Annotated in this window: 14 protein-coding genes; 2 read left to right on the top strand and 12 right to left on the bottom strand. The window is 40.3% G+C overall.

Translation table 11 applies throughout. From position 1 onward, the window contains the following. Nucleotides 1-2: 2 nt before the first annotated feature. On the bottom strand, nucleotides 3-254 hold the full coding sequence (gene xseB, locus PSE72_RS10785) for an exodeoxyribonuclease VII small subunit (protein WP_004914571.1): 252 nt from the start codon (nucleotides 252-254) through the stop codon (nucleotides 3-5). A 220-nt stretch (nucleotides 255-474) separates the two neighbouring features. Between xseB and thiI the strand changes: the two genes are divergently transcribed. After that, complete coding sequence (thiI, locus tag PSE72_RS10780; protein WP_198641845.1) at nucleotides 475-1,926, top strand: tRNA uracil 4-sulfurtransferase ThiI; 1,452 nt, start codon at nucleotides 475-477, stop codon at nucleotides 1,924-1,926. A 69-nt stretch (nucleotides 1,927-1,995) separates the two neighbouring features. Here thiI and PSE72_RS10775 read toward each other — a convergent pair whose 3' ends face one another. The 4 genes from PSE72_RS10775 to panE all read right to left on the bottom strand — a co-directional run bounded on the left by PSE72_RS10775 (nucleotide 1,996) and on the right by panE (nucleotide 4,385). Beyond that, nucleotides 1,996-2,139, bottom strand: a complete 144-nt coding sequence (locus tag PSE72_RS10775; protein WP_004914564.1) for a Hok/Gef family protein — start codon at nucleotides 2,137-2,139, stop codon at nucleotides 1,996-1,998. Nucleotides 2,140-2,506: 367 nt separating this feature from the next. Beyond that, the gene (locus PSE72_RS10770; protein ID WP_004905468.1) at nucleotides 2,507-2,650 is read right to left on the bottom strand and encodes a Hok/Gef family protein; all 144 of its coding nucleotides are present in this window, start codon (nucleotides 2,648-2,650) and stop codon (nucleotides 2,507-2,509) included. A gap of 267 nt (nucleotides 2,651-2,917) precedes the next feature. Continuing rightward, nucleotides 2,918-3,511 carry a protein deglycase YajL gene (gene yajL, locus PSE72_RS10765; protein WP_004914556.1) on the bottom strand — a complete coding sequence of 198 codons (594 nt, stop codon included), beginning with the start codon at nucleotides 3,509-3,511 and terminating at the stop codon, nucleotides 2,918-2,920. Further along, nucleotides 3,474-4,385, bottom strand: a complete 912-nt coding sequence (gene panE, locus PSE72_RS10760) for a 2-dehydropantoate 2-reductase (RefSeq protein WP_004914553.1) — start codon at nucleotides 4,383-4,385, stop codon at nucleotides 3,474-3,476. The genes yajL and panE overlap by 38 nt, the downstream gene beginning before the upstream one ends. A 187-nt stretch (nucleotides 4,386-4,572) precedes the next feature. Between panE and PSE72_RS10755 the strand changes: the two genes are divergently transcribed. Beyond that, a complete protein-coding gene (locus PSE72_RS10755) occupies nucleotides 4,573-5,064 on the top strand; it encodes a YajQ family cyclic di-GMP-binding protein (RefSeq protein ID WP_004914551.1) in 492 nt (163 codons plus the stop codon). Nucleotides 5,065-5,110: 46 nt separating this feature from the next. Here the strand turns inward: PSE72_RS10755 and PSE72_RS10750 are convergent, their stop codons facing one another. The 7 genes from PSE72_RS10750 to PSE72_RS10720 all read right to left on the bottom strand — a co-directional run bounded on the left by PSE72_RS10750 (nucleotide 5,111) and on the right by PSE72_RS10720 (nucleotide 12,786). Beyond that, entirely contained in the window at nucleotides 5,111-6,472 is a 1,362-nt protein-coding gene (locus PSE72_RS10750) for an MFS transporter (protein WP_115166646.1), read from the bottom strand. Nucleotides 6,473-6,784: 312 nt separating this feature from the next. Then, nucleotides 6,785-7,672, bottom strand: a complete 888-nt coding sequence (cyoE, locus tag PSE72_RS10745) for a heme o synthase (RefSeq protein WP_004914545.1) — start codon at nucleotides 7,670-7,672, stop codon at nucleotides 6,785-6,787. 12 nt (nucleotides 7,673-7,684) lie between these two features. Continuing rightward, nucleotides 7,685-8,017: a cytochrome o ubiquinol oxidase subunit IV gene (locus tag PSE72_RS10740; RefSeq protein ID WP_004905459.1), complete on the bottom strand. Its 333-nt coding sequence runs from the start codon at nucleotides 8,015-8,017 to the stop codon at nucleotides 7,685-7,687. After that, nucleotides 8,018-8,632, bottom strand: coding sequence for a cytochrome o ubiquinol oxidase subunit III (locus PSE72_RS10735; RefSeq protein WP_042846920.1), 615 nt, complete (start codon nucleotides 8,630-8,632; stop codon nucleotides 8,018-8,020). It abuts the gene before it with no gap. Continuing rightward, nucleotides 8,622-10,613, bottom strand: coding sequence for a cytochrome o ubiquinol oxidase subunit I (gene cyoB, locus PSE72_RS10730; RefSeq protein WP_004914540.1), 1,992 nt, complete (start codon nucleotides 10,611-10,613; stop codon nucleotides 8,622-8,624). Before cyoB ends, PSE72_RS10735 begins: the two co-directional genes overlap by 11 nt. A gap of 4 nt (nucleotides 10,614-10,617) precedes the next feature. Beyond that, complete coding sequence (gene cyoA, locus PSE72_RS10725) at nucleotides 10,618-11,589, bottom strand: cytochrome o ubiquinol oxidase subunit II (RefSeq protein ID WP_042851662.1); 972 nt, start codon at nucleotides 11,587-11,589, stop codon at nucleotides 10,618-10,620. 426 nt (nucleotides 11,590-12,015) lie between these two features. Further along, the gene (locus PSE72_RS10720) at nucleotides 12,016-12,786 is read right to left on the bottom strand and encodes a nucleoside-specific channel-forming Tsx family protein (protein WP_004914534.1); all 771 of its coding nucleotides are present in this window, start codon (nucleotides 12,784-12,786) and stop codon (nucleotides 12,016-12,018) included. Nucleotides 12,787-12,955: the final 169 nt, after the last annotated feature.

Raw genomic sequence — 12,955 nt, 5'->3', positions numbered from 1 at the left:
ATTTATTCTGTATCAGGTGAAAAATCGGCTAGAGGTTTATTTTCGTCATCGCTTAGCAAAATTTGTACACGTTGCTCTGCTTGCTGTAATACTTTTTGACCTTGTTTAGCAATTTGAACACCACGTTCAAACTCATTAAGGGCATCTTCTAAGGGAAGTTCACCAGATTCTAGGCGAGCGACGATCTGCTCTAGCTCTTGAAGCGAGTTTTCAAAACTAACAGTCGGAACTTGCTGAGTTTTTTCTTTAGCCATAGTCTTTAGCCACTAATGTGAAATCAGTTAATTCGAGGGATTTTAAATATTCAGCAGACTAACGCAGTCTTGCTACGGTTACAATTTATTATTGGGGTTTTTAGATTCAACCCGCAAGATAGTGTTATAATACGCCTCTTTATTGACAATTGGTAACGTGTCATGTGTCTCTGTTAAGGCACATTCGTTTGCCCCCAACCACCATGAACATGCAGCTATTATGAAGTTTATCATTAAGTTATTCCCAGAAATTACCATTAAAAGCCAAACTGTTAGGCTACGTTTTATTAAAATTTTGACCAGTAATATCCGTAACGTGCTTAAACCACTTGGCGAAGAGATTTCGGTTGTCCGTAATTGGGATAACATTGAAGTGCGTGTGAAGGGAGAAACAAAACACGACGAAATTTGTGACATGCTAGGGCGCATTCCAGGTATTCACCATATTCTCGAAGTGGAAGAAAAACCGTTTACCAGTCTACATCATATTTACGAAATGACACACGAAGCCTATGGTGAATCATTAGAAAATAAAACATTCTGTGTGCGGGTAAAACGTCGTGGTAAACATGAATTTTCATCTATTGACGCTGAACGGTATATCGGTGGTGGGTTAAATCAACACATTGCCTCTGCAAAAGTTAAGCTTAAAGACCCTGATACCACGATTCACTTAGAAATCGAAGATGATAAACTTATTTTAGTTAAAGCACGTATTGAAGGTATCGGTGGTTTCCCTATTGGGACTCAAGAAGATGTGTTATCACTCATTTCTGGTGGTTTTGATTCAGGTGTGTCTAGCTATATGTTGATGCGCCGTGGTTGTCGTGTTCACTACTGTTTCTTTAATTTAGGCGGTGCAGCTCATGAAATTGGTGTGAAGCAAATCGCACATTATCTGTGGAACCGTTTTGGTAGCTCCCATAAAGTCCGTTTTATTGCTGTAAATTTTGAGCCTGTTGTCGCTGAAATTTTAGAAAAAGTTGATGATGGCCAAATGGGGGTTGTGCTCAAACGTATGATGGTAAGAGCTGCATCTAAAGTTGCAGAGCGTTATGGCGTGCAGGCGATTGTCACGGGTGAAGCTCTTGGGCAAGTTTCCAGCCAAACCCTAACAAACTTACGTTTGATTGATAATGCGTCTGATACCTTAGTATTAAGGCCATTAATTTCCCATGATAAAGAACACATTATCAAACTAGCTCGCCAAATTGGCACTGAAGATTTCGCAAAAACCATGCCCGAATATTGCGGTGTGATTTCAAAAAGCCCAACCGTTAAAGCGGTGAAAGCGCGTATTGAAGCAGAAGAAGCCAATTTTGATTTTGGTATTTTAGAGTCTGTTGTTGAGCAAGCGCAAAATATTGATATTCGACAAATTGCACAAGAAAGCCTTGAAAAAGTTCCTGAAATTGAAATGGTGAGTGAGCTTTCAATTGAAAATGAAGTGATTTTAGATATTCGTTCAATTGATGAATTTGAAGATAAGCCACTGAATGTCGATGGAATGGAAGTTAAGCATATTCCATTCTATAAGTTGAGCACGCAATTTGGTGACTTACCAAAAGATAAAACCTATTTATTATATTGTGACCGTGGGGTAATGAGCCGCTTGCAAGCGCTATACCTAAAAGAGCAAGGTTATGAAAATATAAAGGTTTATCGCCCATAGTTTAAAACAGGGTGCTTGTATCACCAATTCACAATCAGAGAGAAATGTGGGGGAATTTCCCCCACAAGACTAGTTATCGCAAGATAACGTAGCTTGAACCAGCGTGCTTCCGCTACTGATACTGAAAGAGCACAGCCTTTCTTGCATCAATAACGAAAAACACAACACCGTAAGACACACGGTAACTAGCCCCAGAAGGGCAATTTTGGCCATTCCTCTTGACTCCTTTTCTAAAAGGAGACAGAATCAAATTGTGAGGGTTTGAGACTGCCTCGGATTAAGATTAACATCTAAATTCGGGGCTTTCGTCTTTTTGGCTCTGGCAAATGCTTGAACCAAACTGATCCAAGCACCCGCGACAATCATAGCAAAAAATGGTGATAAACAAATCTAATTACAGCTAAATCTCGATAATAAATTGTTTAAATTCATGCAATTAAGATGGTTTGATAATCATTGGTATTAATATGATTGTTGATTTAGCTGAGATAGCAATGAAAAAGCGTGTAGAAGAATAACAGGGTGCTTGTACCACCAAATCATCATTAAAGAGAAATGTGGGGGAATTTCCCCCACAAGACTAGTTATCGCAAGATAACGTAGCTTGAACCAGTGTGTTTCCGCTACTGATACTGAAAGAGCACAGCCTTTCTTGCATCAATAACGAAAAACACAACACCGTAAGGCACACGGTAACTAGCCCCAGAAGGGCAATTTTGGCCATTCCTCTTGACTCCTTTTCTAAAAGGAGACAGAATCAAATTGTTGAGATTTGGAAACTGCCTCGGATTAAGATTAACATCTAAATTCGGGGCTTTCGTCTTTTTGGCTCTCACAAATGCTTGAACTAAACTGATCCAAGCACCCGCGGCAATCATAGCAAAAAATGGTGATAAACAAAGGTTTTTTGTTGAGGGTTTTGATTTTAATTCTTTATTATTCAAACAATTAAATTATTTTAATTATTCGTTGTTAATAGCGAATTTTTCCGTTAATCCTCTAAATAATCATTAATACCATTAGGTAAAACTAATTGGGCTGCAACTTGTCCTGCAATTTCGCGTCCGACCAATAACTCAATCAATTTTAAGGCAAAATCAAAGGACGTTGCGGGCCCTTGACTTGTTAATAAATTAACGCGTTCATCAAAGTAGACTCGGCGGTCGACCCATTTATGGGCTGGGATTTTATCTTTCATTGATGGAAAACCAGTCATATTACCTAGCGGAAACAATTGGTGATATTCAAGTACAAGCGCTGGCGCCGCACAAATAGCCGCCACAATTTTACCATCAAGATGCATTCGGCGAACTTTTTCCACAACCAGTGGGCTATCACGAAATGTTTCCGCTCCAGTCATACCACCAGGCAGTACAATGGCATCAAAAGGTTCATCAGCAACTTTAATTAATGGGGTATCGGCACTAATTTTTAGCCCTCGTGAAGCGGTAATGGTTAAAGAACCATCTTCCGTCACGCTCGCTAAAGTCACATCAATGCCTGCTCTAACTAATAAATCAGCAGTAATGGTAAATTCAATTTCTTCACTACCATGAGCGATGCAGATTAGAACGGAAGTCGTCATATTGTTGTTCTCTATTTTTGACTAAATGGTAAAGGCGATCGTTTTCAGGTGTACTGATCCCATGAGCTCGTGCTTGTTTGATTAAAAAGCCAGTGATGTAATCAATTTCTGTCCGGCGATTGTTTCGTATATCTTGTAACATAGAAGAATAGTTATCAGCGGTATTATCAATAATGCCGTAAATATACTCTGTTAGCTCTGCTTTATCCGTATGCAGCCCTTCTGCTGCCATAACATGACATATTTCATCAATGATCCGAGATATTTGTGCAGAATGTTGGATTAATTCGCCATTTTTACAGTCATGTTCTACTGTTAGTGGGTTAATGACACAGTTTACAATCAATTTACGCCAGCAAGTGGTTAAAATATTATTATGCCAAGCCACATCAGGTAAGGCTTCATGCAAGATATCTGCTATTGGGTAGTATGCTTGTGCTTGGGAATTGATAGCGCCAATATGTGTGATCCCATTTGCGACATGAAATACTTGGTTATTTTCTTGCCAAGCCGCATGGGTTGTGACGCCCGCTAAGATAGGATGGCGTAAAGGCGTCAGCTCTTCAACCGTTCCCATGCCATTATGCAGTAATAAAATAGGCGTATTTTCTGGGATAGTATTAATCAAAGGTAATAAAGCATCAGAAACTTGCCATGCTTTTAAACAGACAATGATTAATTCACTGGTTTGTAAGTGGTTAATATTATTAGAAGGAATCAGCTCTCGGAAAGTACGTCCATCAGGTTCATTAACATCGACGAATAAATCAGACTGTGCAACACGTAGCCAACCTTGTATGTCATGCCCTTGTATTGCAAGTGAAGCAAGCCACAGTTTACCTATCGCACCACAACCAATTAGAGTTATTTTCATTGTTTCCCCTTTGAATATGGGACTTTAACGTCTTATAAGGTAAGGCGGAATTGATTTATCGCCAGTATAACCTTTTACCATACGAAGTTGTAGTTAACGAAATATCATAGGCTCCGATAACTTGAAGTAATGTGAGTAAAAACGTTATCATGCGCACAATCTAAAAATTATCAGTGAGGTTCTAGCTATGCCATCATTTGACATTGTATCTGAAGTGGAAATGAATGAAGTACGTAATGCGGTGGAGAATGCGCAGCGTGAGTTAACCAGCCGTTGGGATTTTAAAAATGTCGAAGCCAGTTTTGAGCTCAATGACAAAAATGAATCAGTTAAAATCACTAGCGAATCTGATTTCCAGGTACTTCAGTTAGTTGATATTTTAAGAGAAAAAATGGCAAAACGTGGTATTGATGGTGCGGTATTGAATGTGCCTGAAGATATCGTTCATAGTGGAAAAACCTATAGTGTTGAAGTTACGTTCAAGCAAGGTATTGATGCTGCAATTGCCAAAAAAATCGTTAAATTGATTAAAGACAGTAAACTGAAAGTCCAAGCACAAGTTCAAGGTGACCAAGTGCGTGTGACAGGTAAAGCCCGCGATGATTTACAATCGGTTATGGCATTAGTTCGTGGCGGGAACTTAGGACAACCTTTTCAGTTTAATAACTTCCGCGACTAGTTATTTTTCAAGTATTCGTTTAAAGCCCGCGCTAGCGGGCTAATTTTTACTGATTTATGAGCGCTTCAAGTTGTTCTCGATTGATGATTTTTCTATCAACTTTAACATAAGCACTATATTCTTCGTCAACGACGAGTGCTTCCATCACCCCTTTCTGGGCTTGTAATTTCTTCTCAAGAGCCCTTGTATCTCCAATATGATTGGGTAATTCAATACGAATACTGCTGACATACGGAGGTTGCTGCATAGTTAAGCTAATGATAAACCAGATAATGGTTAATATTAGTCCGCCAATAAAAACCGTATTAGCACCTTCAAAGCTGTACAACCACCCACCGACAATACCGCCAATGGCAACACCTAAAAACTGGCTGGTGGAGTATACGCCCATGGCAGTTCCTTTATAACCCGCAGGTGCCTCTTTGCTTATGAGAGACGGCAAAATAGCTTCCATGATATTGAAAGCAATAAAAAATAGTTGGATACCTAAGAAAATCACCCATAAGTGATTACCAGAAAGCCATAAGGTAATTTCAGCTAATGCTAAAACGACAATACAAAATAAGAAGACCTGCTTCATTTTGCGGTATTTTTCCGCATAAATTATGAAAGGAAGTACGGTAACAAAGGCGATTAACATTGTGATTAAATAGGCTTTCCAGTGGTCTTTCGCTAAAAAACCAGAATCAGTCATAATAAGAGGTAGAGCAACAAAACTGGACATCAGTAGGGTATGTAAGCTGAGGATACCTATATTTAACTTGAATAGCTGAGGGTGCATTAAAACCGTTTTTAAATTACCTTGCACAAATGCAGACTCACGGTTTAGAACATGAGTATTGGTACTAGGAACAATAAAAACAGTCACTGCAATAGCACCAGCTGCAAGTAGTGCAATTCCCCAAAATAGGCCACTTAACCCCACCACGTTGGTGAGTATTGGGCCAAGAACTAGGGCAATGGCAAAAGTTAAACCGAAACTAATACCCAAAAATGCCATGGCTTTAGTCCGATTTTGCTCTCGAGTTAGGTCAGAGAGTAGCGCCATAACAGCAGCAGAAATTGCTCCGGCGCCTTGTAAAGCACGCCCAATAATAATTCCCCAAATAGAATCGCTTAATGCTGCAACGATACTTCCGATAATAAAAATGACTAACCCAATAATAATTAAAGGCTTTCTTCCGATTTTGTCTGACATCAAACCAAAAGGGATTTGGAAAATAGCTTGGCTAAGACCGTAGATACCAATAGCGACACCTACTAAGAACTCGTTAGCTCCCTGTAAATGCATCCCATAGCTGGTCAAAATAGGTAATACCATAAACATTCCAAGCATTCGCAAGGAGAAAACAGAGCCTAATCCCCAAGTGGATCTAAGCTCTGCGGATGTCATTTTGTTATCATTCATTTTTATTCTTCATATTTCGTGCTGTAGCGGTGTTGGCTTCTCTCTGCTACTTAGGTCACATATTAGTAAATACAACAACTTGAACAGATATGCAGTACGTTGTGGTGTTATATTTTTAGTATCAATCTATTAGAATTTTAATAGTGCATTTAATATCTAGCTTATCAATGGCAAGCGGCTATTTAACCATAAAATAGATTCATAAGGATAGGCAGAATAAGTAAAAGTGAGTTGTAAAAGCAGTTAGAGACAAATAAAAACGGCGGGGAAGGCCCGCCGTTTAGACATTGTTATCATCAGTAAACAGATAAGTTATCTGACGAGAGCTATAACAGTATCGCTTGAGACTATAGGATCAACTGACATCATTACACTCAATGAAGTAATTGCTACGATTGAGAAGATGAATAGTTTTCTTGCCCAGACTCGGTCGTCATTTTCGGTTTTGAAACCCGAAATTGCCATACCTAGCCACCATAAGCTGACTGCTGCACCTACGATGAGGTACTTATAGCCCGCGTATCCGCTGATAGCTAACATTAATGTTGCGACCATAAACGCTAGGATATACAGGAAAATGTGCGTCTTCGCGACGGAAATTCCTTTAATAACCGGTAACACAGGAATGTTTGCGGCTTTGTAATCCTTAAAACGGAAGATAGCAATGGCATAAGAATGAGGCATCTGCCACAAACTGAATATCAATAACAGGATAAGAGCACCCATATCGAATTCATTTGTAACAGCGCAGTAACCGATAACCGGTGGTGCTGCGCCTGAAAGGCTGCCAATCAGCGTGCCATAAACGGATTTACGTTTCATATATAGGCTATAAACACCTACATAAACAATGAAACCGATAACTGCAAGCAGCATTGCCAGCGCATTGGCTGCTACAAGTAGCAGCACCATACCAGCAATACCCAATGCAGCAGCGTAAATCAGGCTAACTTTCGGATCAATCAACCCTTTAACTAAAGGGCGATTCTTCGTTCTTTCCATGATACGGTCGATATCACGGTCGATGTAGTTGTTAAAAACACAACCAGAAGCCACGACCAGTGATACACCTAGCAAAGTCGCAACGAACAGTGGGTAATCAATTGACCCTTTTGAAGCCAATAAAAAACCACCGATCACAGAAATCAAGTTTCCGAATATAATTCCTGGTTTGGTCACTTGCAGGTATTGCTTAAACATATCGGCAACTCTTTAGTCGAGCATCATATTGATGTTCAGGTTGTACATAATCCACAGCGAGCCGATGACCACGATACCAACAATTAGCATCGTGAACAGGAAGGCAACTAAATTCCAGCGCTCATCTGATGATGTATTCATATGTAAGAAACAAACCAAATGAACTAGAATTTGCACAACGGCCATACCTACTACAGTCCAAAGGATTGCTGAGGTTGACGCTGTACCTTCCATCACCATCCAGAAAGGGATCACTGTCAGGATAACTGATAGAATAAAGCCAATTAGGTATGTTTTAACGCTACCGTGGCTTGCTCCAGTGTGAGCATCTTTTGCATGACTCATTTAAATAGCCCCCAGAAGATAAACAACGGTAAATACACAAATCCAAACAACGTCTAAGAAGTGCCAGAACAAACTTAGGCAGTTTAAACGTGTTTTATTGACATCAGTCAAGCCACGGCGAGTCACTTGAATCATCATAATGATAATCCAAATCAGACCTGCTGTTACGTGCAGACCGTGTGTTGCAACAAGTGCAAAGAAGCCAGATAAGAAACCGCTACGGTCAGGACCAAAGCCTTCTGCGATCAGTTCATGGAACTCATAGACTTCCATGATCACGAAGCCAAGGCCTAACAGGAACGTTGCAAACAGCCATAAGTTAACGGCAGCAATCTTACCTTTATGCATCGCGATCATTGCGAAGCCGTAAGTAATACTACTCACTAACAGTAAGAAGGTTTCGCCTAATACGAACTTCAGACTGAAGATATCTTTACCAGCTGGTCCGCCGGCAGTTCCATCGGCCAAAACAACATAGGTAGCAAACAAACAAGCAAACAGAATCAAGTCGCTCATAATATAGAGCCAGAAACCGAATACTTTTGTTCCACCTGCATCGTGGTGCCCATGCTCAGCATGGGCGATATTTTGGTTAGTCATTGTATTAGTTGACATCGTTCACACCTGCCTTACGCAATTCTTCAAAGTGCTTATTCTCGATTTCTTCGATTTCAGCCACAGGTACGTAGTAATCAACATCTTCGTCGAAGCTTTTTGCAATCCAAGTTACGATCATTCCACCGAAACCAATGATTGCGAGCCACCAGATGTGCCAGATCATTGCGAAACCTAAAACCAAGCTAAATGCAGCGATGATAACGCCAGCGCCTGTATTTTTAGGCATATGAATTTCTTCATATGAAGCCGGTTTCTTGTGAGCAAGGCCTTTTTCTTTTAGATCCCACCACGCATCACGAGTTTGAACGTGAGGTTCAATCGCAAAGTTATAGAATGGTGGTGGAGAAGATGTCGCCCACTCAAGTGTACGTCCACCCCATGGGTCACCGGTTAAATCACGGTTTTCATGACGGTCACGGATACTCACGATGATTTGGATAACTTGGCATGCAATACCGATTGCGATTAACGCAGCACCACCCGCAGCAACAACTAGCATTGTGTGGTAAGTCGGGTCAATATTCTGACTTAAACGACGGGTCATACCCATAAAGCCAAGAATATACAGTGGCATAAAGGCCATGAAGAAACCGATGATCCAGAACCAGAAGGCACGAACACCCCATTTCTCATTTAGCGTGAAGCCATATGCTTTCGGGAACCAGTAAGTCATACCCGCGAAGCATCCGAATACAACACCACCAATAATAACGTTATGGAAGTGAGCAATCAGGAATAAACTGTTATGCAGAACAAAGTTTGCACCTGGAACAGCAAGCAGAACACCCGTCATACCACCGACAGAGAAGGTGATGATGAAACCGATAGTCCACAGCATAGGTGATTTAAATTCGATACGACCTTGGTACATGGTAAACAACCAGTTGAAAATCTTAACCCCTGTAGGGATTGCGATAATCATTGTGGCGATACCAAAGAAGGCGTTAACGTTCGCTCCTGAACCCATCGTAAAGAAGTGGTGCAACCAAACGATGAAGGACATAACGGTAATCACGATTGTCGCCCAAACTAATGAGGTATAACCGAATAAACGTTTTTTCGAGAAGGTTGCTGCAACTTCAGAGAATACACCGAACACTGGGAGAACAAGGATATACACCTCAGGGTGACCCCATGCCCAAATCAGGTTGATGTACATCATCATGTTGCCGCCCATATCATTAGTGAAGAAATGGGTACCTAAATAACGGTCTAACGTCAGAAGCGTTAATGTAACAGTTAAGATAGGGAAAGCAGCAACAATCAATACGTTAGTACATAACGCAGCCCAGCTGAATACAGGCATTTTCATCATCGACATACCCGGCGTACGCATACGGATAATAGTCGCGATGAAGTTAACCCCTGTTAATAGTGTACCAATACCGGATATCTGGAGACTCCAGAGCCAGTAATCGACCCCGACCCCAGGGTTGTACTCCAAGCCTGATAACGGCGGATAAGCCAGCCAACCAGTCTGTGCGAATTCACCTACCCCTAGAGAGATGTTGATTAATACAACACCAACAACAAAGAACCAGAAGCTCAATGAGTTAAGGAATGGGAACGCCACATCTCGTGCACCAATTTGCAGAGGCACAACTAAGTTCATCAGACCAACAACGAATGGAGTTGCCATGAAGAAAATCATGATAACGCCGTGCGCGGTAAAGATTTGGTCATAGTGATGAGGATTTAAGAAACCCTCTTGGCCAGCAGAAGCTAGAACTTGCTGCCCACGCATCATGATTGCATCAGCGAAGCCACGGAATAACATGACCATCGCCACAATGATGTACATGACACCAATTTTCTTATGGTCAACAGAGGTTAACCATTCTTTCCACAGCCATTTCCACTTACCGAAGTAGGAGATCACACCGACTAAGCCAAGCCCACCAAGGACAATAGCAATCAGTGTAACAACGATAATCGGCTCATGGAGCGGAACTGCATCTAGTGTTAATTTTCCGAACATGCCCTTATTCCTCAGCGCCTGCTGCATGAGCACTGTGGCTCATTTGCATTGAATTGCCTGTAGCATCGTTATGGTCAGTCATTGAATGACTTTGATTTTCTACAGGAGCGTGACCTTTATGGTGCTCATGACCAAACTTCAGAACGATATCTTCATAAAGTTTAGGCTTCACGCTAGAGAAGTAGGTAACAGGAACGTTCATGCTTGGCTTAGCGACTTCGTCGAATGCCTGCATGGTGTCCATTGTTTTAGGAGAAGCTTTTACCTTTTGTACCCACTCATCAAAACCTTGACGATCTGGAGTTGCAATAGCATTAAACTTCATATCAGAGAAACCGTGGCCACTGTAGCTTGCAGAGAAGCCTTTATAAGTACCTGGTTCGTTAGCGATTAAGTGAAGTTTTGTTTGCATACCCGCCATCGCGTAGATTTGGCCACCTAAAGATGGAATGAAGAAGGAGTTCATCACCGAATCTGACGTGATTTTGAAGTTGACTGGCACACCTGTAGGGAATGCGATTTCGTTAACTGTCGCAATTCCTTGCTCTGGATAAATGAATATCCATTTCCAGTCAGCAGAAATAACTTCAATCGTGACAGGTTCCTGATCACTCACTAATGGCTGATACGGGTCCAGCTCATGTGTCGTCTTCCAAGTGATAGCACCCAGAATAATGATAATGATGATAGGAACAGTCCAGCAGACTAACTCAATTTTATTCGAGTGAGCCCAGTTAGGACGGTAAGTAGCTGACGTGTTGGATTCACGGTATTTTCTTGCGAAGATAATCGTCATGAAAATAACAGGAATAACAACAAGTAGCATTAAGCCAATTGCAATAAGAATTAGCTCTTTTTGTTTAACGCCAACGGCGCCTTTTGGATCCATCAACACCATATCGCAACCACCTAATAGTAAGGTAGCTACAACGAGTGAGATTGCTCCAATGCTTTTTTTGTAGTTCATAAGTCTCATCCACGACCCCAAATGACAAAGATTCTAATTGTCGTTTCATCAGTGCGGGCATTTTACGGTAAGGTTATGCGAGTGTAAATGATTGTAAGGCAAAGAAACGGAATTGTTAGCTCTTTATGTTAATATGATCACATGTAAAGAGCTTATAAAGAAAACGTTAAAATTGATGCGATTTATAAGTATGCATTGATAAAACTCAATTAATAGTAAATTATCTTAGTAATTTTTCAAAGAAAAATATATACAAAAGAAATGAAAAAACAGTGAAACTGATATAAATGATTAGCAATATGCTAAGGGAAGTTACAGTTTTTATTGCCGATAAAGCTATTTTGGTTGCTTTATCGGCTAAATCATAAAAAAAACTCTTATTTTACTGATAAAAAAAAGAAAACTATTAACTCTGATACAATTTTCTATCGAGCGCTAAAAGGTATACTTTAATGTATAAATGATTGCATCTTGGTAGAAAGTATCGCCTAATTTATTATCAGCATAGCGGTATTGTACCCCAGCAGAAACATGGTTTGTGGCATTCCACCAAAAAGCGAGAGCGCCATTTATGCCATTACTCTTGCCCCCGTTATAGCGTTTGTTCCTAGCAAACTCCATTTCATGCCAGTTCGTTATCATGAAATTTTCGTCAAATACGCTGAAATTATAACCGGCTACCCAACCCGCTACATATCCATTATTACCTGAATAGAATGTCTGGTCGGTGTAATTAAGAGCAATAAAAGGTTTAAACCATAAGTCACCGAATGCCGTGTTATAGCCAATACCATATAAAGTGTTCACATCATGGAAATTACCACCATATTTGGCACCAGGTAATGACCAAGTACCATAAACGTGGCCATATAGGTTGAAACCAGTGTCACCTAAATAAAAGCGGCCTGTTGTTTTAATGGTATAACGTTTATTTCGTCCTGAATCGGTGTGTTGGCTGTGGAATGGGTTTTCGAGATCAAAAAAACCATATAACTCCCCCCAATTAAAATTGGCACCTCCTTCAAGTTCAATATAGGCAAAGTCTTTTTTACGTGTCGTATTTTCTGTTTTATTTTCAGTACGATGTGACCAATCTAAATAGTTTACATTGACATCAGCAAAGCCATTTTTATAGCCAATAATATCGTCAGAATATGCCGTACCTGCTAGAGAAATTAAGGTGGCAATGTAAATGATTTTTTTCATATATAGATTATTTTCACTTATAGATTGATGGGGTTTGGTAAAGCGTTAGTTATTAACATTTTAGCTAACCAACTTGTAACTTGTGATATATTAGACTTGAAAGTTGCAATTAAGAAATATTTTACACGAATGAAGTGATCGTAATCACGATATTCTGACATTATCGCTT

Origin of the sequence: Providencia sp. PROV116, assembly GCF_028482485.1 — a bacterium.
Lineage (GTDB): Bacteria > Pseudomonadota > Gammaproteobacteria > Enterobacterales > Enterobacteriaceae > Providencia > Providencia rettgeri.
This window is presented reverse-complemented; position numbering and strand designations above follow the sequence as displayed.